This window comes from Sphingomonas carotinifaciens (assembly GCF_009789535.1).
Classification (GTDB): Bacteria; Pseudomonadota; Alphaproteobacteria; order Sphingomonadales; family Sphingomonadaceae; genus Sphingomonas; species Sphingomonas carotinifaciens.
Window position 1 is genome coordinate 1209390 of the sequence record NZ_WSUT01000005.1, and the last position, 21338, is coordinate 1230727.

Genomic DNA, 21338 nt, shown 5'->3' on the forward strand with positions numbered 1-21338 from the left:
GATCGCGCGCAACCGGGAATCGGGGGGCGCTCAAAGATCCGGCAGCGTCTGGTCGGCGATGCCCCAGCCGGCAAGGGCCGCGCTGCCGGCGCGGTCGAGCAGTTCGGCGGCATCGGCGATGGTCCAGCGGGCGGCGGTGTCGATGTTGCGGAGTTCTGTCCAGGAGACCGGGGCGGCGACCGGGGCATGGGCGCGGGCGCGGGCCGAATAGGGCAGGATCGCGGTCGCCCCCCGCTGGTTGCGCAGCCAGTCGATGAAGATGCGGCCCTTTCGCTTCGCCTTGGTGGCGACGGCGACGAAGCGGTCGGGCTCGGCCTGGGCAAGGGCGCGGGCGAAGCGGTCGGCGAAATCCTTCACCGCGGGCCACCGGGCCTGCGGCGTGAGCGGCACGACGACATGGATGCCCTTGCCGCCCGACAGCAGCGGGAAGCTGGTCAGGCCGAGTTCGGCCAACTGGTTCTTCAGATGCTCGGCGGCCTGTCTGGTGTCGGCGAAGTCGAGGCCCTCGTCGGGGTCGAGGTCGAAGATCATCCGGTCGGGCTGTTCGAGCGTGGCGACCGACGACCCCCAGCCGTGAAACTCGATCGAGCCCATCTGCACGCAGGCGGCCAGCCCGTCGGCATCGGTGACGTAGAGATAGGGTTCGACCGAGCCGTCCTTTTCCGTGACGTCGACATGATGGACCTGTTCGCCGAAGCTGCCGGCGTCGTGCTTCTGGAAGAAGCAGGCGCGGGCGCGCCCCTGTGGGCAGCGCACCAGGCTGACCGGGCGGTTGGCGGTCCAGGGGAGCATGACCGGGGCGATCGCCCGGCAATAGGCGGCAAGGTCGCCCTTGGTCAGCGTGCTGTCGGGAAAGATCACCCGGTCGGGATGGGTGATGGTGACGGCGTCGGGCCGGGGCGTGTCGGGCAGGGGGGCGGGCTCTTCGATGACGACATCGCTGGCAGGCTTGTCGCCGCGCAGGCCGAGGAAGCTGGGATGGCGGAGCAGGCCGTCGGGGGTCATTTCGGTAAAGGCGATTTGCGCGACCAGCTCGGGCTTCACCCAGCGGGCGCCGCGGGTCATCGCGCGGGGGGCCTTGACCGGTGCGGCATCGGCGGGGCGGGCATCCAGCGCCTCGCGCAATTCGGTCATCGCATCCTGCGTGAAGCCGGTGCCGACCTTGCCGGCGTAGCGGAGTTCGCCCTCCCGGTGGACGCCGAGCAGCAGCGACTTGAAGCCGCGACGTTTGTCGGAGGGAAGCCAGCCCAGCACGACGAACTCCTGGCGGTGGAGGCATTTAATCTTCAGCCAGTCGTTGCTGCGCCCGTTCGGATAGGGGCTGTCGGCACGCTTGGAGACGACGCCCTCCATCCCCTCGCCGCATAGTGAGGCGAAAAGCTGTTCGCCGGCGCCGACGATATGTTCGGCATAAAGCAGGCGGTCGTCGTGCGCGATCAGCGGTTGCAGCCGGGCCTTGCGCTGGACGAGGGGGAGCGCGGTCAGATCCTCGCCATCCTGTGCGAGCAGGTCGAAGGCAAAGAGCGTCATCGCGCCGCCGCTGCCGATCGCGTCCTTGAGCGTCGAGAAATCGGGGCGACCATCCTTGAACGCGACGATCTCGCCATCGATCAGCGCGGCGGTGACGGGAAGCGCCGCTGCGGCCTCGGCAATGCCGGGGAACTTGTCCGTCCAGTCCAGGCCGTTGCGGGTGAAGACCCGGGCCGTGCCGCCGGCGACCGCGACGAGCGCGCGGTAGCCGTCATATTTCATCTCATGCACCCAGGCATTGCCGGGAGGGACGTGGTCGACCAGCGTGCACAAGGCGGGCGGGCGGAAATCGGGCATGGCGGCCGCCTTGCCGCTGGCGCGTTTGGGTGCCTTCCTCCTGGCGGCGGTCTTGCGCGCGGGCGGCTTGTTCCCGGCGATCTCGATCATGGTGCGGCCGGTGGTGACGCTGGTCAGCGCGTCCTCGGTCAGCGTGTCGGTGCCGCCGGCAAAGTCGTCGGCAATCTTGCGGAGCAGCCAGTTCTCGCGCTTTTCGCGGGCCTTGGGCTTCAGGCGGATGAGCAGCCATTCGCCCTTCATCCGCTCGCCATCGAGCACGAAATGGAGGTGGCCCTTGTCGAGGTCGGCGGCGGACTTGCCCTTCACCGGCGCCCAGGTGCCGCGGTCCCACAGCATGACGGTGCCGCCGCCATATTCGCCGGCCGGGATCGTGCCCTCGAAGCCGGCATAGGAGAGCGGGTGGTCCTCGGTGCGGACGGCAAGCCGCTTCTCGTCGGGGTCGAGGCTGGGGCCGCGGGTGACCGCCCAGCTTTTCAGCACGCCGTCCACCTCCAGCCGGAAATCCCAGTGGAGGCGGGTGGCGTCATGCTTCTGGACGATGAAGCGCGCCTGTCCGGAGCCCTTGCCGGGCGCGAGGGTGCCGGCGGGTTCAGCGGTCCGGGTGAAGTCGCGCTTGGCGTTGTAGCGCGCGAGAGGGTCGGTCATCGGGCGGTTCCGATTGGCTCCCTCGCCCCCACGGGGAGAGGGCGAAAGTTATGCACGTTTCCTCGCCGCGGCTTTCTTCGCCGGTGCCTTCTTGGCCGCGGGTTTTGCACTGCCCCCCGATTTCTCCATCGACTTCTTGAGCGCCGCCATCAGGTCGACGACGTTGGCGCCGGAGGGGCCCTTGTCATCATCTTCCTCGATGATCCGGGCGCCCTTTTTCGACTTGCGCTTGCGTTCGATCAGGCCCTTCAGCGCATCGACATAGCGGTCGTGGAATTCCTGCGGATCGAAGGCGGCGCTTTTCTTGTCGATCAGCGCCTGGGCGAGGTCGAGCAGTTCGGGGTCGGGCTTGGCATCCGGAATCTCGCGGAAATAGCTTTGCGCCTTGTTCACCTCGTCGGCGTAGCGCAGCGTTTCCAGCACCATGCCGCGGCCGCACGGCTTCAGGCTGACGACATATTCGCGGCCGCGCAGCGCCAATTGGCCGAGGCCGACCTTTTTCGATCGGCGCAGCGCCTCGCGCAGGACGATGAACGCTTCCTCCGCCAGATCGTCGGCGGGGACGACGAAATAGGGTTTCTCGTAATACAGCACGTCGATCTCGTGCGCGTCGACGAACTGGGTAAGTTCGAGCGTCTTTTTCGATTCGAGCTTTACCGCGTCGATCTCGTCCTGCTCCAGCAGCACGAACTCGCCCTTGGAAATCTCGTAACCCTTCATGATCTCGTCGGTGTCCACCGGGCCCATGCCGGTCACCACCTTTTCATAATGGATCGGCTTGCCGCTGGGTTCGTGGATCTGCTTGAAGCTGACGGTCGCGCCGCTTTTGGTGGCCGAATAGATCTCGACCGGGATCGACACCAGCGCGAGGCGGATCTGGCCTTGCCAATAGGCGCGTGCGGGCATCGTCGTCCTTTCCGTTGCGGCGGCGATTCAATTCGCGAGCGATTTAATCCGTGAACAGGCGGACTCGTTCCGGCACGGGCATGGCGTTGGTTTTCGATAGCGAAAGGCGTATGGAGCGGCGATGGCCGATAGCCCTTTCGAACTGTTCGACGCCTGGTACGCAGAAGCCAGGGCGAGCGAACCCAACGACCCCAATGCGATGGCGCTGGCCACCGTCGATGCCGCCGGGCAACCCTCTGTGCGCATGGTGCTGCTGAAGGGGCATGATCCTCGCGGCTTCGTGTTCTACACCAACCGGGAAAGCCGCAAGGCACAGGATCTGGGCGCGGATGCGAAGGCGGGGCTGCTGTTCCACTGGAAATCGCTGCGCCGCCAGATACGGATCGAGGGGCCGGTGACGCGCGTCACCGATGCCGAATCGGACGCCTATTTCGCCAGTCGCGGGCGCGACTCGCAGCTCGGCGCCTGGGCGTCGGACCAGTCGCGGCCACTGGATTCGCGCGAAACGTTCGAGGCGCGGTTCGAGGCGATGAAGGCGCGGTTCGAGGGGCAGGACGTGCCGCGGCCGGCGCATTGGGGCGGATACCGCGTCGCGCCGACCCGGATCGAGTTCTGGCAGGACCGGGCCCACCGGCTGCATGAGCGGCGGCTGTTCGTTGCGGAAGGCGCGGGGTGGCGCGAGGGGCTGTTGTTCCCATGACCTGGGAAGAACGCCGGCGCATGATCCCGCTTGCCACGCGCGCGGCGCTGGCCAGCGTCGCGATGGCGCTGTTCCTGCTGGGGCTGAAGGGCTTTGCGGCGTGGCACACGCGCTCGGTGGCGATGCTGGGCAGCCTGGCGGATACCGCGCTCGACCTGCTCGCCAGCCTCGTCACGCTGTACGGCGTGCGGCTGGCGGCGACGCCGGCCGACCATGACCACCGGTTCGGGCACGGCAAGGCGGAGGCGCTGGCCGCCTTGTTCCAGGTCGCGCTGATCACCGCATCCGCGGCCGGCATCGCGTGGCGCGCGATCATGGCGCTGGGCGAAACCCAGCCCACCCAGGCGGCCGAGTTCGGCATCGGCGTGTCGCTGGTCGCGATCGGCGCGACCGCGCTGCTGCTCTGGTATCAGCGCCGCGTGATCCGGCAGACCGGATCGGTCGCGATCATGGCGGACAATGTCCATTACCAGTCGGACGTGCTGCTGAACGCCTCCGTGATCGTCGCGATCGCGCTGGATCAATATGCCGGCTGGCACGGAGCGGACCCGATCTTCGGCATCGCGATCGCGCTGTGGCTGGCATATGGCGCGTTCCAGGCGTCGTCCAATGCGATCGACCAGTTGATGGACAAGGAATGGCCGGACCAGCAGCGGGCGGCCTTTCTGGACGTGGCGGCGCGCCAGCCGGGGCTGAAGGGCATTCACGACTTCCGCACCCGCCGCTCGGGCAGCCATGACTTTGCGCAGTTCCACATGGAGGTGGACGCGACGCTGACCGTCGCGGCCGCGCACGACATCGTCGAGGATGTCGAGGTGGCGCTGCGCCGCGCCTTTCCCAAGGTGGAGGTGCTGATCCATCTCGACCCCGAAGGGCATGTCGATACCGACAATCCGCTGGTCGAGGCGGATGTGACGCCGCACTGGTTCGGCAAGCGGCTGTAAGGACTGTTCGATGCGCATTCCCTTTACCCAGGTGGACGCGTTCGCCGATGCGGCGTTCGGCGGCAATCCGGCGGCGGTGATGCCGCTGTCGCGCTGGCCGGACGATGCGACGCTGCTGAAGATCGCGCAGGAGAACAACCTGTCGGAAACCGCTTTCCTGGTGCCGATCGAGGGCGGCGTGGCGGATTTCGAGCTGCGCTGGTTCACGCCGGGCACCGAGGTGGCGCTGTGCGGCCATGCGACGCTGGCGAGCGGGCATGTCGTGCTGTCGTCGGACACCAACCGGGCGGCGGTGCGCTTCGCGACGCGGCAGGCGGGGGTGCTGGAGGTGGCGCGCGACGGGGCGGCCTATGCCATGGCCTTGCCGGCATGGGCGCCGACGCCACAAGAGATGCCGGGGGTGGTCGCGGCGCTGGGCGTCACGGCCGAGGCGGTGCTGTTCCACGACAAGGGCTATGTGGTCGTCGTGGTGGCGGACGAGGCGGCGGTGCGGGATTGCACGCCCGACATGCGCGCGCTGGCCGCGCAAGGCCCTTATGTGGTGATCGTGACCGCGCCGGGCGAGGCGACGGACGTGGTCAGCCGGGTGTTCGTGCCGGCCTTTGCGGTGGATGAGGACCCGGTGACGGGATCGGCGCATGCGGTGCTGACGCCGTACTGGACGCAGCGGCTGGGGCGCGACCGGTTCAGCGCGTTTCAGGCGAGCGCGCGTGGCGGGCGGCTGCGGTGCACACTGGATGGCGACCGGGTCGTGCTGGGCGGGGCGTGCGTGACGGTGATCGAAGGCACGTTCCTGCTGCCCTAACGGCGGCGCGAGCGGCCTTTCGTCATCGGATCGGGGCGCGGCGGCGGGGTTCAGCCCTCGGGCGGCTCGACACGCTGGCGGCTGGTGCCCAGACCCATGGCGCCCGGCTGCTGGCGGTGCAGGCCGGTGGGATCGGCGGCTTCGGCATCCGATCCGCGCAGCAGGCTGATCTCGTCGCGCAGGCGCTTCGCACGCTCGAAATCGAGCGCGGCGGCGGCGGCCTCCATCTCGGCCTGCAGCTGCGCGATCCGGCTCATGCCGCCAGCGTCGCCGCCTCGGTTTCGGCGATCCAGCCGCCGCCGAGCACCCGGTCGCCGGCATAGAGCACCGCGGCCTGGCCGGGGGCGACGCCATATTCGGGTGTGTCGAAGACCAGCCGGTCCCCGACCATGCGTGCTGGGACCGGTCGCGCCATCGAGCGGACCTTGGCGGTCAGCGGCCCACCGAGCGGGCCGAGGATGTTGAGGTCGGTCAGCCGGGCCGCGTCCACCGCCAGCGCGGTGCGCGGACCGACGACGACGCGGCGGGTGTCGGCATCGAGGCGGACGACATAGAGCGGCTCGGGACTGCCGCCGATCTCCAGCCCGCGGCGCTGACCAACGGTGTAGTGGATCAGGCCGCGATGCTCGCCCAGCTTGCGACCGGCCATGTCGACGATGTCGCCGCGGGTGTCGGCATCCGGGCGCAGCTTCTTGACGAGGCCGGCATAGTCGCCGTCGGGCACGAAGCAGATATCCTGGCTGTCGGGCTTGGCCGCGACGCCGAGGCCCAGTTCGGCGGCGATCTCGCGCACGCGGGGCTTGGGCAGGGCGCCGAGCGGAAAGCGCAGGAAATCGAGCTGCGTCTGGGTGGTGGCGAACAGGAAATAGCTCTGGTCGCGGGCGGGATCGGCGCCGCGGTGCAGTTCGGCCCCGTCCTCGCCGATCATGCGGCGGACATAATGGCCGGTGGCGAGGCAATCGGCGCCGAGATCGCGGGCAAGGGTCAGGAGATCGGTGAATTTCGGCCCCATGTTGCACTGAACGCACGGGATGGGGGTGCGCCCCGCCAGATATTCGTCGGCAAAGCGATCGACCACCTGGGTGCGGAAGCTGGTTTCATGATCGAAGACGTAATGGGCGATGCCCAGCCGGTCGCAGACCGCGCGCGCGTCGCGAATGTCGCGCCCGGCGCAACAGGCACCCGCGCGGCCCACCGCCTCGCCATGGTCGTAGAGTTGCAGGGTGACGCCGATCGTCTCCGCCCCGGTGCGCGCGGCAAGTGCCGCCACCACCGAACTGTCGACGCCGCCCGACATCGCCACCACGATCCGCTTGCCCCGCGCGTCGCCGCCGAGCTGGAAATCCACCGCTTCGTCCATGATGCACGCGCACATAGGGGCGGGAGAGCGAACATGCAAAGCCGAGCCGGGATGCGCGCCTTTCGTCGGCATCCCGCGGTTTTGATTTCGATCAACTGACTGGCCGTGAACATCAGAAATTTACAGCATTTTTACCAGCCATTCATCCTCCGTCGCTAAGCGGGTCACTCCACCCCGGCAGCAAGAGGCGCCTTCTTGGACCTGAGCTTTCCTCGTTTCGATCGCGAGATCGAGCTCACGGTTCTGCCAAGCGACCTTGCGGTGTTGATGGTGGGGGTGGCGGCGCGCCAGGCGGCGAGCCCCACCGCGGTGCGACAGGCCGGATTCGTGCGCGCGGCGGCGGATCCCCGTTTGTTCGCGCCGCTGGACGGAGCGTTCAACGGGCCGATGGCAGGCGCGCTGACCGCATGGAAGAAGGAGTGAAGGCGCTGTTAACCGTGGCATTTCAGCCGATCTTCAAGCTCGACTGGTACGACCGCGCCTGGGCAGGAGCGGAGCATTTCGGGGGACAATGATGATCGAGAACCAGAAAATCCGCCCCGCCAGGGTGATCGGTCCGCTCGGCGAACCGTTGACCCTGGACACGCTGCCCCCGCCCAGCACGACGCGCTGGGTCGTCCGCCGCAAGGCGGAGGTGGTCGCGGCGGTCAATGGCGGCCTGTTGTCCGTCGACGAGGTGTGCCAGCGCTACGGCCTGTCGGTGGAGGAATTTGCCGGATGGCAGCGCGCGATCGACCGATCGGGCATGCCGGGGCTGCGGGTGACGCGCATCCAGCATTACCGCACCCTGTACGAGCGCCAGCAGAAATATTGAACGCGGTGAACATGTTGCGGTGAACGGTGGGCCGCCCTCCCGTCGGGGGGCGGTTTGCCTGCGCGGTGCACCGATCCTTTCCCCAGCGATTGTCAAGCTTTACGATACGCGGGTGGAACAACAATATGGGTTTGTACGTCTATCCCTGCGACCCGCTTGCGGGCCCAACGGAGGGAAGACCATGGGTATTATTCTTTGGCTGATTATCGGTGGCGTCATCGGCTGGCTGGCCAGCATCATCATGCGCACCGACGCCCAGCAGGGCATTCTGCTTAACGTCGTCGTCGGTATCGTCGGCGCTTTCATCGGCGGCCTGATCTTCTCGGGCGGTTCGATCAACAATTCGGGCCTGACGATCTATTCGTTCCTGGTGTCGCTGCTGGGTGCGGTCGTGCTGCTCGCGATCGTGAACCTGGTCCGTCGCGGCCGGGTGCGCTAAATCGGAACGCTGCCTTTCTCCGGAAAGGCTTGAGGGGGCTCGCAGGCTCAAAGCCGTTGGGCGGCCCCCTGACCCTCTCCCCCACCGGGGAGAGGGTTTTCTTTTGCCTCCCGACCCTCTTCCCCGATGCGGGAAGAGGGTTTTCCTTTGCCTATTGCCCGAGCAGGAAGCGGACGTTGAGCGAAACCGTCACGTCGCGCTCGCCCGCCGCGATCTCGGTCGGGGCATCGGCCTTGGCCCGCATCGAGACGGCAAAGGCCATGGGGCGCTCAGGGCCGCCGGCATCGCTGCCGCCCTCCGCGATCGAGACGATACGCAGGACGCGCAGGCCCGACGCCTTTGCATACAGGTCGGCGCGCGCGCGGGCGCGGGCGACCGCATCCTGGCGCGCCTCGTCCAGCGCGGCATCGGGCTTGTCGATGGATAGGTTCGGACCTTCGATCTGGTTGGCGCCCTGCGCGACCAGCGTGTCGAGGATCGTGCCCGACCGGGCGACGTCGCGGAAGCGGATGGCGACGCTGTTCGTCGCCTGATAGCCGGTGATGACCGGCGGCACGTTCTCCCCGTAGCGATATTGCGGCTGCAGTTGCACGGTGGCGGTCTGCACGTCGCGCTCGGCGATGCCGGCGCGCTTGAGGGCGGCGAGAACGCGGGCCATGCGCTGGGCGTTGTCCGACAGCGCGGCGGCGGCTGTGGCCCCCTGCGAGACGACCCCTGCGCGAATCGTCGCCAGATCGGGAACGCGGGTCGTGCGCCCTTCTGCGCTGACGTCCAGGATCGTGCCGGCGGCGGGCACCAGCGGCTCCACGGTTTGCGGCACGCCCTGCGCGGCGGCGGCACCGCCCATCAGCGGTGCGGTGGCCAGCGCTAGTGCGAACATCGTCTTCATGCCTGTTTCCCCTAAATAGCGGTGGACGCTCCTTGGCGTGCCTGCGCAAAACGGGGGCTGAACGTACAGGTGCCCCGGATCGACACATGGACGCCGTAATCGTCCGACATAAGCAAGGGCAATCACGGGCTTGAGCGAAGTGATATATTCCGATAACACAGCCCTGTCAGGGGCCGGTGGGCCGGGCGAGGATTGATGGCGGGCATGAACTACGAAACCGGGGCGATCGAGCAGGAGGAGCGGCTGGCGTTGCCGGCACCGGAGGCGCCGCGTCGGCGGCGGTGGCCGTGGATCGTGGCGGCGATCGTGGTGCTGGCGGTGGCGGCGTGGTTCCTGTTCGGGGGCAAGAAGAACGAGGCTGCCAGGCCGGCGGGGGACGATGCGTCGCAGGCGCCGGTGGTGACGGTGAGCGTACCGGGGCGGCAGACGGTGGCGCGTACGGTGTCGGCGACGGGCACGCTGGCGGCACGCCGTGATCTGCCGATCGGTATCGCCGGCGAGGGCGGGATGATCACGCGGGTGCTGGTGGAGCCCGGGCAGTGGGTGAAGGCGGGGCAGGTGCTGGCGACGGTGGACCGGTCGGTGCAGACGCAGACGGCGGCGCAACTGGCGGCGCAGGTGTCGGTCGCACGGTCGGACCAGGTGCTGGCGCAGGCGGAGCTGGACCGGGCCAAGACGCTGGTCGACCGCGGGTTCATCTCGAAGGCGGATCTGCAGCGGCGCGAGGCGACGCGCGATGCGGCGGCGGCGCGGGTGAAGGCGGCGCAGGCGAGCCTGGCGGAAGCGCGGGCCCGCAACGGCCGGCTGGACATCCGCGCGCCGGCCGCCGGGCTGATCCTGACGCGCACCGCCGAGCCGGGACAGATCGTCAGTTCGGGCAGCGGCGTGCTGTTCCGGCTGGAGCAGGACGGGCAGGTCGAGCTGCGCGCGGCGGTGTCGGAAAGCGATCTGGCCGGGCTGTCGGTGGGATCGCGCGCGCGGGTGACGCCCGTCGGGTCGAACCGCAGTTTCGAGGGCGAGGTCTGGCAGATCTCGCCGGTGATCGACGCGCAGACCCGCCAGGGCGTGGTCCGCATCGCCCTGCGCCACGACTCGGCGCTTCGCCCCGGCGGCTTCGCCACGGCCGCGATCAACGGCAGCACCGCGGTGGCGCCGCTGCTGCCCGAGACGGCGATCCTGAGCGACGACAAGTCGACCTATGTCTATGTCGTCGGCAAGGACAACAAGGTGGAGCGCCGCGTGGTGAAGACCGGCGAGGCATCCGACAACGGCGTTGCCGTGCTGGACGGGTTGAACGGGACCGAGCGCGTGGTGCTGACCGCGGGCGCGTTCCTGACGCCGGGCCAGGTCATCAAACCGTCGGTGCAGAAGGCGCGCTGATCCCATGGGCTTCCGCAACATGTCCGCCTGGGCGATCCGCAACCCGGTCGTCCCGCTCGTCCTGTTCATGGCGCTGACGATCGCCGGGCTTATCTCGTTCAACCGCATGCAGGTGAACGACAGCCCGGAGATCACGTTTCCGGCGGTATGGGTGCAGGTGAGCCAGCCGGGCGCGGCGCCCAGCGAGATCGAGACGCAGATCACCACGCGCATCGAGGCCGCGATCCGCGGGCTGGAAGGCGTGGACGAGATCAATTCGACGATCAGCGAAGGATCGAGCGGCACCTTCGTGCAGTTCAGCTTCGCCACGCCGGTGGACCGCGCAGTCACCGACGTGCGCGACGCGGTGGCGCAGGTCCGGTCCGAACTGCCCGACGGCGTGATCGAGCCGAACGTCAGCCGCGTGATCATCAACAATGATTCGATCGCGACCTGGTCGGTGGCGAGCACCGACGTGACGCTGGAAGAATTGTCCGCCTTTGTCGACACGGTGGTCGTCAAGCGGCTGCTCGGTATTCCGGGCATGCAGAAGGTGGAGATGACCGGCGGCGTCGAGCGCGCGGTGCGCGTGATCCTGGACCCGGGCCGGATGCAGGCACTGGGCATCACCGCCGCGCAGGTGAACCAGACGCTGCGCGCGATCAACCAGAACGCGGCAGGCGGCCGGGCCGATATCGGCGGCGCGCAACAGTCGCTGCGCATCGTCGGCAGCGCCGAGACGGCGCGCGAGCTGGCGCAGTTGCAGATCCCTCTGGGCAACGGCCAGCCGGGCACCGTGCGCCTGGCCGACATCGCCGAGATCCGCGACACCTCGCTGGAACAGACCAGCCTGTTCAAGGCGAACGGGCGCCAGGTGGTCGGCTTCGGCATCCAGCGCGCGCGCGGCGCGTCCGAGGTCGCATTGTACGATGCGACGGTGGCGGAACTGGCGAAGATCCAGAAGGAGAACCCCAAGTTCCGCTTCGTCGAGCAGTTCACCAGCGTCGATTACACCAAGCACCAGTACCGGGAGGCGATCCGCGCGCTGATCGAGGGCGCGGTGCTGGCGGTGATCGTGGTGTTCCTGTTCCTGCGCGACAAGCGGGCGACGCTGATCTCGGCGCTCGCCATTCCGCTGTCGGCGATCCCGACCTTCTGGATCATGGCGCTGATGGGGTTCAGCCTGAACTTCATGACGCTGCTGGCGCTCAGCCTGGTCGCGGGCGTGCTGGTCGACGACGCGATCGTGGAGATCGAGAACATCGTGCGCCACATGCGGATGGGCAAATCGGCCTATCAGGCATCGATCGACGCGGCCGACGAGATCGGGCTGGCGGTGGTCGCGACCACCTTCTCGATCGTCGCGGTGTTCCTGCCGGTCGGGCTGATGCCGGGCATTGCGGGCCAGTTCTTCAAGAATTTCGGCATCACCGTGGTCGTCGCGGTGCTGATGAGCCTGGCGGTCGCACGCCTGATCACGCCGATGGTCGCGGCTTATTTCCTGAAGGCGCATGGCCATGCCGAGCATGGCGAGGGCCCGGCGATGGACCGCTATATGAGCGTGCTGCGCTGGACGCTGGCCAATCGGTGGAAGACCATGGGGCTGGGCGGGCTGGCGTTCGTCGCCACGATCGTCGCGTTCGCGACGCTGCCCTTCACCTTCCAGCCGCCGCGCGACAATGATTTCAGCCGTTTGTCGATCACCATGGTGCCTGGCACCACGCTGGAGCAGACCGAGGCGGTGGCCGATCAGGTGTCGGGCATCCTGCGCCAGCAGCAAGAGGTGAAGTCCGCGGTCGAGACGATCAAGGCGGGCAGCGCGATCCTGGAGATCACGCTGCGCAAGGACCGGGTGCGGACCTCGACCGATTTCGAGCGGGAAACGGCGGCCGAGCTGAACAAGATCGCCGATGCGCGGATCAATTTCGGTGGCGGCGGCGGTGGCGGCGGCGGCCGCGCGGTTTCCATCATGTTGGCCGGTTCCGATCCGGAAGCGCTGGAAAAGGCGGCGCAAGGGCTGGTGCAGGAGATGAAGGCGCTGCCCAACCTGCGCTCCCCGCGGGTCGAGGGCGATCTGCCGCGGCCCGAGATCGTTATCCGGCCGCGGCTGGACCTTGCCGCCGATCTGGGCGTGACAACGGCGGCGCTGAGCCAGACGATCCGTATCGCCACGCAGGGCGAGATCGCGCAGAATGCGGCGAAATTCTCGCTGCCCGACCGGCAGATCCCGATCAGCGTCGCGCTCGATCCCTATAGCCGGCGCAACCTGTCGACGATCCAGAACCTGCCGGTGCAGACCGCGCGCGGCAGCACCGTTCCCTTGCGCGTGGTGGCCGATATCGGCTTTGGCGCGGGACCGTCGCAGATCAGGCGATTCAACCAGGAACGCCGCGTCATCATCGGCGCGGACCTGGCGCCCGGCGCGATCGCGGGCGAGGAACGCGCTAAGGTGCTGAAGCTGCCCTATATGAGCAAGCTGCCGCTGGGCGTGCATTATGCCGCATCGGGCGAGGCGAAGTGGCAGGCGGAAATGCTGCTGAACTTCGTGATCGCGGTGTTCGCGGGCGTGATGCTGGTGCTGGCGGTGCTGATCCTGCTGTATCGCCGCGCGATGCCGCCGTTCGTGAACCTGGGCTCGCTGCTGCTGGCGCCGCTGGGCGGTGCGGTGGCGCTCCACCTGTTCGGGATGCCGGTGTCGCTGCCGGTGCTGATCGGGTTGCTGATGCTGCTGGGCATCGTCGCCAAGAACTCGATCCTGCTGATCGACTTTGCGCTGGAGGAGATGCGCGCCGGCGTGCCGCCGCTGGCCGCGATCCTTGATGCCGGGCACAAGCGCGCGCAGCCGATCGTGATGACCACGGTGGCGATGATCGCGGGGATGATCCCGACCGCCCTGTCGCTGACCGGCGACGGATCGTTCAACCAGCCGATGGCGGTGACGGTGATCGGCGGGCTGTTCCTGTCGACGCTGCTGACGCTGCTGATCGTGCCGGCGGGGTTCAGCCTGGCGATCGGGATGGAGCAGTGGCTGGGGCCGAAGCTCGGCCACAAGCTGTTGACCTACCGTCCGGGCGACGATGGCGGGCCGCTGATCGAGGGGCCGGGCGAACCCCCGGCGTTACCCGGTGCGCAGGGCAAGCTGGGGACGCATCCGGCCGAGTGAAGGCCGGGTGCTGGATGAAGTCTGGGATCAGATAGCAGCCAGCTACCCGTTCGTCCCGAGCAGGTGCCGAGTAGCGGCAAAGCCGTGTAACGAGCGATAGGTCCGCGCGCGGAGGATGCCTCGATACGAGCTCTCGATACGGCTCTGACGAGCCTACTCGATCTCTACTCGGCACGAACGGGAAAAGGGATGGCGCCTCTTTGCGGCGACTGCGGGACGCCTACAGATCGAGTGCCCAGCCGTCGCGGCCCTTGGGGTCGAAGGGGGCGGCGGGGACATAGCGTTCGGCGCCGGCCATGAGGCGCAGGACGCTCCAGTCGCCGCGGCGGTCGACCGCCTCCACCGTGCAGCCGCGGGCGGCATAGGCGGCGGTGACATCGTCCCGCTGCGTTTCCAGCAGGCCGGCGAGCAGGATCGTGGCGTTGGGTGCGGCGATGGCGGCGAGTTCGGGCGCCATCGAGACGAGCGGGCCGGCCAGGATGTTGGCGATGACGAGGTCGTAAGGCGCCGCGGCGGTGATCGCGTCATCCAGCGCCCCGTCTGCGACGATGCACTCCACGCGGTCGATCGCATTGGCCTGCGCATTTTCGCGGGTGACGATGATCGCCATGGGATCGATATCGGTCGCCATCACCGCGGCATCCGGCCAGAGATGCCGCACCGCAAAGGCAAGCAGGCCGGTACCGGTGCCGACATCGATCGCGTTCGACACGGGCGTGCCCGCCATCGCATCGAGCATCGCGAGGCAACCGCTGGTGGTTTCATGATGGCCGGTGCCGAACGCCTGCCCTGCCTCGATCAGAAAGGCGCGGCCGCCCTCCGGTACTTCGGCGGGATGAGCGCTGGTGTGGACGAAGAAGCGACCGACGCGCAGCGGCTCCAGGCCCGACTGGCTCATCGTCACCCAGTCCTGGTCACCGAGTTCCTCGATCGCGGGCGCGGTGTCGCTGGCGCTGGGTACCAGCGCGCGGACCGCGGCGATGGCGGCCGCACCCGGCTCATCCTCGAAATAGGCGTCGAGGCGCCATGTCTCGGTATCGTCCTCCACCGTTTCGGTGGTCATCAGCACGGGGGCCGCGTCCAGCCCGAGATCATCGGCGGCGTCGATCGCCTCGGCCTCGGCGCGGGTGCAGGGGAGGGTGAGTTTCCAGCTCATGCGAACTCCTTCAGCGGACGTAGCTGGCGCCGTTCACGTCGAGCACCGCGCCGGTCATCGAGGCGGGCGCGTCGAGCGCGAGGAAGCGGACGGTGGTGGCGATCTCATCCGGCATGGCGACGCGGCCGAGCGGGATGTCGGCCAGCAGCGTGTCGCCGCCGCGGCTGGCGAGATAATCGTCGGCCATGCCGGTCATGGTGAAGCCGGGGCAGGCGGCAAAGGCGAGAATGCCCGCACCCGCATAGCCGCGCGCGATCGTCTTGGTCATCGCGACCATGCCCGCCTTGGACGCGGCATAATGCCAGTGGGCGGGCGAGTCGCCGCGATAGGCGGCGCGGCTGGCGACGTTGACGATGCGCGCATCCCCCTGCCATCCGGCGGCGCGGCGTTCCTGCCAGTGCAGGACGGCAAGGCGGCAGAGTTCGGCCGAGGCGGTCAGGTTGATGCGCATGGTGCGCTCCCAACGCTCGGACCAGTCCCCGGCGTCGAGCGGTGCCGCCTCGAACACGCCGGCATTGTTGACCAGCACGTCGATCGCGCCGCCGGCGCGGGCCAGCGCGGCCTGCCACAAGGCGGCGGGCGCGGCGGGATCGGCGAAGTCGGCGGCGATCCCGCTTGCGGTGCCGTGGCCGATAACGGTGGCATTCGCGGCGGACAGCGTGTCGGCGATCGCGGCGCCGATGCCGCGGCTGGAGCCGGTCAGGAGAATGGTGGTCATCGCGCCCGCCTGCCGCAAGCGCCGGGGAGGCGTCAACCGACGCTGGCGGAAAACACCTCGGCTGCGGCGCACAGGTCGTGCAACTGGCGGTCGACATCCTGGAAGCCGCCGCCCAGCGCCGCGATCTCGCCGGCAACCGTCTCGGTATCCTCGCGAATGGCGGCGATGCTGCCCGACATGGAATCGGCGGCCAGCGCGGTCTCGTCCACCGCGGCGGTGATCGAGATCACGGTTTGCGCATGCGCCGCCATCGCCCCGCGCAGCCGCTGCGAGATCAGCAGCGCATCGCCCGCGGTGGTCTTGATCGAGGCATTGGTCTCGACCGTGGCATGGGTCGCGGCCTGGATCGCCGCGATCTTGGCGGCGATGTCGTCGGTGGCGCGCGCGGTCTGGCTGGCGAGGCTCTTCACCTCCTGCGCGACGACGGCAAAGCCGCGACCCGCATCGCCGGCGCGCGCCGCCTCGATGGTGGCGTTGAGCGCCAGCAGGTTGGTCTGGCCGGCAATGTCGCGGATCAGCCCCAGGATCGATTCGATCGAGCGGGCATGACCGGACAACGCACCCGACAGGGCGACCGCCTCGTCCGCCTGCGCCGCGGCGCGGGTGGTGATCGCGGCGGCGCTTTCCACTTCCTCGCGCGCGGCCTCCATCGCCCGGATCAGGCCGGCGGCGGTCTGTGCCGCTTCGCGCATCGCCAGCGCAGACTGTTCGGCGGCGATCGCCACCTCGTGCGACTTGCCGAGCATGCGGGTGGTGGAGCCGGCGGCGTGGCTCGCCTGTTCGCGCAAGGTGTCGCCGCGCGCTGCGGCATTGCCGATCGCCCCGGCGATGGTCTGGCGAAACGCTTCCGCCTGTTCGTGACGGGCGTCCCTGGACAGCATCGCATCCGACCGGCCGAGCGCGCTGGCCATGATGCCCGCCTCCGCAAGCGAGATGCGCGCGGTCATGTCGGCCAGGCGGCACATGCGCGCGCTGTCGCCCTTCACCCGCTGTTCCAGCGCATGCATGGTGCGGCTTTGTGAATAGTTGAGCGCGTTCATCAGCGTGCGCAGCGAAACGCCGCTGTCGCGCGCGCGCATTGCGTAGTTCACCGCCATATCCAGCCATGTCTGGTCGAACGGACGGCCATATTTCTCGCGGGTATAGCGCGCGCTGCTGGCGATGCGGTCGCGCAGCCGGTCGGGCGTGAGGGCCGAGCGCCGGTCGCGCAACTCGGCCTGACCGAGATAATGATCCCAGAATGTCCGGGAGATCATGTCGATGTCCTCGTCCGTCAGCAGCGACGTGATCTCCGCACAGGTGGAGGTGACGCTGTTGTCCCAGTCATAGTTGCGCATGATCGCCGAGGTGGATTCCTCGGCGCTGCTCCAGGTTCCGACCGCAATCTCTTGCCTTGCCATCTGATTTTCCGGGCCGGCGCGGATCAGGCGGCGACGCGGGCGATGAAGCGGTCCGCGCTCGACTTCAGATCGCCCAGCCGGCCATCGAGCATGTCGAAGCCGCGACCGACCGCGTCGATCTCGTCCGCGACGCTTTCGGTATCCTCGCGGATCGCGGCGATGGTGTTGGACATGGAATCGGCCGCAAGCGCGGTTTCATCCACCGCGGCGGTGATCGCGGTGACGGTGCCGGCCTGCGCCTCCATGGCGTAGCGGATCCGCTCGGCCGATTCCTGAACCTCCGCCACGGTCGCCTTGATCGAGGCGTTGGTGTCCACGGTGGAGCGGGTCGCCGCCTGGATCGCGGCGATCTTGGCGGCGATGTCGTCGGTGGCGCGCGCGGTCTGGCTGGCGAGGCTCTTCACCTCCTGCGCGACGACGGCAAAGCCGCGGCCCGCGTCGCCGGCGCGCGCCGCCTCAATGGTGGCATTCAGCGCCAGCAGGTTGGTCTGGCCGGCAATGTCGCGGATCAGCCCCAGGATCGATTCGATCGACTTGGCGTGATCGGAGAGGGTTTCCGACATGCCCACCGCCTGGCTCGCCTGAACGGAGGCACGGGTGGCGATCTCGGCCGCGGCCTCCACCTCGGAGCGGGCATCCTCGATTGCGCGGATCAGGCCGGCGGCGGTCTGTGCCGCCTCGCGCATGGCGACTGCGGACTGCTCGGCCGCGGCGGCGACTTCGCTCGACTTGCCCAGCATGCCGCGCGTCGCGGTGGAGGCGTTCTGCGCCTGGGAGCGGAGATCCTGCCCGTCGATCGTCGCCGAATCGACCATGGAGGCGATACCCCCCTGGAAATCGATCGCCAGCCGTTCGCGCGAACGCTGCGCGGTATGTGCGGCAAAGCCGGCGAACAGCTCGACCGTCAGTTCGGTTTCCATGCCGAAGAGGCGAAGAAGCGTATGCATCGCGGGCTGCATCCGGGGATCGCCGGCGGGCAGTTGCTCGATCAGTACGGCCAGCAGCGCACGGTCGCTGGCGCAGGACATGGCAAGCACCTCCATGGTCGCCACGCCCTTGGCATAGGCAGCAGCCACCGAGCGTTCGAGCGACTCGACCCATTCGCGGCCGCTCAAGTTGCACAGGCGGTTGCGCAGATAGGCGCGGCCAGCGGCCATTCGGCGTTCGCGGTCCAGCACCGTCCACTCGGCCTCACCAGGATGGGAGCGGCGCCAATGGTCCCAATAGGCCTCGATGATGTCGTCGATGCGCGGCTCGACCAGTTCCCACAACTCGGCCGCCTGACGGCGCAGATTGCCGTCGCCGCCGTCGAACGCGCGAATTCGCGCGTCGAGATCGATGGTGGCGGCAATCGTGGTCGGCGCCGGAAGGTCGATATGGTCCAAGGAATGATCCCCCTGTTGATCGTCGATCCATATGCCGCCAACAGGTTAAGGCGCGGTTAGAGGAACGTGGCACCGGCGGACCGGTACCGGGTGCCAGGCCTTGCAATGCGCTCTTGGGTTGCATCGCGCGGGCGCTCGCCTCATAGGCGTTTGCGATCATCCGGACATCGACTGCTCTGAGGACCTGCCCTTGGCTTCCCGCAACCCCGCCCGCCCGCTATCGCCCCACCTCCAGATCTGGCGCTGGGGCCCGCACATGCTGGTCTCCATCCTCCACCGCGCGACCGGGTCGGGCATGGCGACCGTCGGCACCGCGCTGCTCGTCTGGTTCCTGGCCGCGATCGCGGGCGGAGCCGAGAGCTATGCGACGTTCCGCGACGTGTTCACGACGGATGCCGGCAATCTGAACATCATCGGCTATGTCATCGGCATCGGCCTGACCGCCTGCCTGTTCCAGCACATGATGACGGGCATCCGCCACCTGGTACTCGACCTGGGCGCGGGGTTCGAGCTGAAGACCAACAAGCGTTATGCCGTACTGACCATGGTCGCGTCGGTGACGCTGACCGTGCTGTTCTGGCTCTATCTGGGGATCATCAAGTGATGCGTTCGGGAACCAGCATCGGCCGCGTGCGCGGTCTGGGTTCGTCCAAGCAGGGCGCCAAGCATTGGTTTCACCACCGGCTGACCGCGGGATCGAACTTCCTGCTGCTCGTCTGGCTGCTCGTGTCGATCCTGCGCCAGCCCGCATTCGATTACGAATCGATGCGCATGTGGCTGTCGAGCGCGTGGGTGGCGATCCCGATGATCCTGCTCGTCCTGTCGGTCTTCTCGCACTTCCGCATGGGGTTGCAGGTGGTGATCGAGGATTACCAGCATGACGAGAGCCGCGTCGCCGCGCTCGTCGCCCTCAACGTGTTCACCGCGGTGACCGCATCGGTCGCCATCTTCTCCGTTCTCAAGATCGCCTTTGGAGCCGCTGCGTAATGCCTGCTGCCTACAAGATCATCGACCACACCTATGACGCGGTGGTGGTCGGCGCCGGCGGATCGGGCCTGCGCGCCACCATGGGCATCGCCGAGGCGGGCCTGAAGGCCGCGTGCATCACCAAGGTGTTCCCGACCCGCAGCCACACGGTCGCGGCGCAGGGCGGCATCGCCGCCTCGCTCGGCAACATGGGTCCGGACCACTGGACCTGGCACATGTTCGACACCGTCAAGGGCTCCGACTGGCTCGGCGACCAGGACGCGATCGAATATCTGTGCCGCGAGGCACCCGCCGCGGTGTACGAGCTGGAGCATGCCGGCATGCCCTTCAGCCGCACCGACGAGGGCCGCATCTACCAGCGCCCGTTCGGCGGCATGATGCAGAATATGGGCGAGGGGCCGCCCGCGCAGCGCACCTGCGCCGCGGCCGACCGTACCGGTCACGCCATGCTGCACACGCTGTACCAGCAGTCGCTGAAGTATGACGCGGATTTCTACGTCGAATATTTCGCGCTCGACCTGATCATGGACGAGAGCGGCGCGTGCCGCGGCGTGATCGCGCTGTGCATGGAAGACGGATCGATCCACCGTTTCCGCGCGCATAACGTGGTGCTGGCGACGGGCGGCTATGGCCGCTGCTATTTCTCCGCCACCTCGGCGCACACCTGCACCGGCGACGGCGGCGGCATGGCGCTGCGCGCCGGCATCGCGCTGCAGGACATGGAGTTCGTGCAGTTCCACCCGACCGGCATCTACGGCGCGGGCGTGCTCATCACCGAGGGCGCGCGCGGCGAGGGCGGTTATTTGACCAACTCCGAGGGCGAGCGCTTCATGGAGCGCTATGCCCCGTCCGCCAAGGACCTCGCCAGCCGCGACGTCGTGTCGCGCTCGATGGCGATGGAGATGCGCGAAGGCCGCGGCGTCGGCAAGGAAGGCGACCATATCCACCTGCACCTGGATCATATCGATCCCAAGGTGCTGCACGAGCGGCTGCCGGGCATTACCGAGACGGGCAAGATCTTTGCCGGTGTCGACCTGACGCGCCAGCCGCTGCCGGTGACGCCGACCGTCCATTACAACATGGGCGGCATCCCGACCAACTATCACGGCGAGGTCGTGCGCCTGCGGGACGGCAACCCGGACTCGGTCGTCCCCGGCCTGTTCGCGGTGGGCGAGGCGGCGTGCGTATCGGTGCACGGCGCCAACCGTCTGGGCTCCAACTCGCTGATCGACCTCGTGGTGTTCGGCCGGGCGACGGGCCTGCGCATCAAGGACCAGTTGAAGCCGAACACGGCGCACAATCCGCTGCCCAAGGGCTCGGAGGAACTGTCGCTCGGCCGTCTCGACCATTTCCGCAACGCCGCCGGCGGCTCGCCGACCGCGGAGATCCGTTCGGAAATGCAAAAGACCATGCAGCGTCACTGCGCGGTGTTCCGTACCGACGAACTGCTGACCGAGGGCCGCGAGAAGATCCGCGGCACCTATAACCGGATGCAGGATGTCGGCATCAAGGATCGCTCGCTGATCTGGAACACCGACCTGATCGAGACGCTGGAGCTCGACAATCTGGTGTCGCAGGCGGTGGTGACGATGGAGTCGGCGCTGAACCGCAAGGAAAGCCGCGGCGCGCATGTGAACGAGGACTTCCCCGAGCGCGACGACGCGAACTGGATGAAGCACACGATCACCACGTTCGACGGCTGGGGCGGCAAGGGCGGTGCGACCGCGATCGATTATCGCCCGGTCCACGACTACACGCTGACCGACGATATCGACTATATCAAGCCGAAGAAGCGCGTTTACTGACGCGCCGATCGTATCGATCGAGCAGGAGCGCCCGTG

General features: G+C 68.0%; 20 protein-coding genes. 11 read left to right on the plus strand and 9 right to left on the minus strand.

Annotation, left to right across the window (positions count from 1 at the left end):
* Positions 1-30 precede the first annotated feature (30 nt).
* Together ligD and ku are read right to left on the minus strand one after the other, a co-directional pair.
* Complete coding sequence (gene ligD, locus GQR91_RS07700; RefSeq protein WP_149682204.1) at positions 31-2472, minus strand: DNA ligase D; 2442 nt, start codon at positions 2470-2472, stop codon at positions 31-33.
* A gap of 48 nt (positions 2473-2520) precedes the next feature.
* Entirely contained in the window at positions 2521-3378 is an 858-nt protein-coding gene (gene ku, locus GQR91_RS07705; RefSeq protein ID WP_149682203.1) for a non-homologous end joining protein Ku, read from the minus strand.
* A gap of 121 nt (positions 3379-3499) precedes the next feature.
* On the opposite strand from ku, the gene pdxH reads away from it, so the two are divergent.
* The 3 genes from pdxH to GQR91_RS07720 are packed head-to-tail and all read left to right on the plus strand — an operon-like array spanning position 3500 to position 5827.
* A complete protein-coding gene (gene pdxH, locus GQR91_RS07710) occupies positions 3500-4078 on the plus strand; it encodes a pyridoxamine 5'-phosphate oxidase (protein WP_149682202.1) in 579 nt (192 codons plus the stop codon).
* Positions 4079-4098: 20 nt separating this feature from the next.
* Positions 4099-5022, plus strand: a complete 924-nt coding sequence (locus GQR91_RS07715) for a cation diffusion facilitator family transporter (protein WP_428842980.1) — start codon at positions 4099-4101, stop codon at positions 5020-5022.
* A gap of 10 nt (positions 5023-5032) precedes the next feature.
* Positions 5033-5827 carry a PhzF family phenazine biosynthesis protein gene (locus GQR91_RS07720; protein WP_149682201.1) on the plus strand — a complete coding sequence of 265 codons (795 nt, stop codon included), beginning with the start codon at positions 5033-5035 and terminating at the stop codon, positions 5825-5827.
* A 50-nt stretch (positions 5828-5877) separates the two neighbouring features.
* On the opposite strand, the gene GQR91_RS07725 is transcribed toward GQR91_RS07720, so the two are convergent.
* Entirely contained in the window at positions 5878-6084 is a 207-nt protein-coding gene (locus tag GQR91_RS07725) for a UvrB/UvrC motif-containing protein (RefSeq protein ID WP_149682200.1), read from the minus strand.
* Entirely contained in the window at positions 6081-7187 is a 1107-nt protein-coding gene (gene mnmA / locus GQR91_RS07730) for a tRNA 2-thiouridine(34) synthase MnmA (RefSeq protein ID WP_149682199.1), read from the minus strand. The genes GQR91_RS07725 and mnmA overlap by 4 nt, the downstream gene beginning before the upstream one ends.
* A gap of 195 nt (positions 7188-7382) precedes the next feature.
* Between mnmA and GQR91_RS19115 the strand changes: the two genes are divergently transcribed.
* From GQR91_RS19115 to GQR91_RS07740, 3 genes are all read left to right on the plus strand, one after another.
* Positions 7383-7610 carry a hypothetical protein gene (locus tag GQR91_RS19115; protein WP_112382014.1) on the plus strand — a complete coding sequence of 76 codons (228 nt, stop codon included), beginning with the start codon at positions 7383-7385 and terminating at the stop codon, positions 7608-7610.
* Positions 7611-7701: 91 nt separating this feature from the next.
* Complete coding sequence (gene sciP / locus GQR91_RS07735; RefSeq protein ID WP_149682373.1) at positions 7702-8001, plus strand: CtrA inhibitor SciP; 300 nt, start codon at positions 7702-7704, stop codon at positions 7999-8001.
* Positions 8002-8182: 181 nt separating this feature from the next.
* Complete coding sequence (locus tag GQR91_RS07740) at positions 8183-8440, plus strand: GlsB/YeaQ/YmgE family stress response membrane protein (RefSeq protein ID WP_112382015.1); 258 nt, start codon at positions 8183-8185, stop codon at positions 8438-8440.
* Between the two features lie 151 nt (positions 8441-8591).
* Here the strand turns inward: GQR91_RS07740 and GQR91_RS07745 are convergent, their stop codons facing one another.
* Positions 8592-9329 carry an SIMPL domain-containing protein gene (locus GQR91_RS07745; protein WP_112382016.1) on the minus strand — a complete coding sequence of 246 codons (738 nt, stop codon included), beginning with the start codon at positions 9327-9329 and terminating at the stop codon, positions 8592-8594.
* A 204-nt stretch (positions 9330-9533) separates the two neighbouring features.
* Here GQR91_RS07745 and GQR91_RS07750 point away from each other — a divergent pair, with 204 nt between their 5' ends.
* On the plus strand, positions 9534-10709 hold the full coding sequence (locus tag GQR91_RS07750) for an efflux RND transporter periplasmic adaptor subunit (RefSeq protein ID WP_149682198.1): 1176 nt from the start codon (positions 9534-9536) through the stop codon (positions 10707-10709).
* Positions 10710-10713: 4 nt separating this feature from the next.
* Positions 10714-13851 carry an efflux RND transporter permease subunit gene (locus tag GQR91_RS07755; protein ID WP_149682197.1) on the plus strand — a complete coding sequence of 1046 codons (3138 nt, stop codon included), beginning with the start codon at positions 10714-10716 and terminating at the stop codon, positions 13849-13851.
* Between the two features lie 220 nt (positions 13852-14071).
* On the opposite strand, the gene GQR91_RS07760 is transcribed toward GQR91_RS07755, so the two are convergent.
* Genes GQR91_RS07760 through GQR91_RS07775 form a run of 4 tightly spaced genes read right to left on the minus strand, consistent with a single transcriptional unit; the run spans position 14072 to position 18510 of the window.
* Complete coding sequence (locus GQR91_RS07760; protein ID WP_149682196.1) at positions 14072-15007, minus strand: 50S ribosomal protein L11 methyltransferase; 936 nt, start codon at positions 15005-15007, stop codon at positions 14072-14074.
* Between the two features lie 10 nt (positions 15008-15017).
* Positions 15018-15725: an SDR family NAD(P)-dependent oxidoreductase gene (locus GQR91_RS07765; protein ID WP_149682195.1), complete on the minus strand. Its 708-nt coding sequence runs from the start codon at positions 15723-15725 to the stop codon at positions 15018-15020.
* A 32-nt stretch (positions 15726-15757) separates the two neighbouring features.
* The gene (locus GQR91_RS07770; RefSeq protein WP_235903996.1) at positions 15758-17125 is read right to left on the minus strand and encodes a methyl-accepting chemotaxis protein; all 1368 of its coding nucleotides are present in this window, start codon (positions 17123-17125) and stop codon (positions 15758-15760) included.
* Positions 17126-17148: 23 nt separating this feature from the next.
* Positions 17149-18510, minus strand: coding sequence for a methyl-accepting chemotaxis protein (locus tag GQR91_RS07775; RefSeq protein ID WP_149682194.1), 1362 nt, complete (start codon positions 18508-18510; stop codon positions 17149-17151).
* A 190-nt stretch (positions 18511-18700) separates the two neighbouring features.
* Between GQR91_RS07775 and sdhC the strand changes: the two genes are divergently transcribed.
* Genes sdhC through sdhA form a run of 3 tightly spaced genes read left to right on the plus strand, consistent with a single transcriptional unit; the run spans position 18701 to position 21302 of the window.
* Positions 18701-19114, plus strand: a complete 414-nt coding sequence (gene sdhC / locus GQR91_RS07780) for a succinate dehydrogenase, cytochrome b556 subunit (protein ID WP_112382021.1) — start codon at positions 18701-18703, stop codon at positions 19112-19114.
* Complete coding sequence (gene sdhD, locus GQR91_RS07785) at positions 19114-19497, plus strand: succinate dehydrogenase, hydrophobic membrane anchor protein (protein WP_112382022.1); 384 nt, start codon at positions 19114-19116, stop codon at positions 19495-19497. The genes sdhC and sdhD overlap by 1 nt, the downstream gene beginning before the upstream one ends.
* A complete protein-coding gene (gene sdhA, locus GQR91_RS07790; RefSeq protein WP_149682193.1) occupies positions 19497-21302 on the plus strand; it encodes a succinate dehydrogenase flavoprotein subunit in 1806 nt (601 codons plus the stop codon). Before sdhD ends, sdhA begins: the two co-directional genes overlap by 1 nt.
* Positions 21303-21338: the final 36 nt, after the last annotated feature.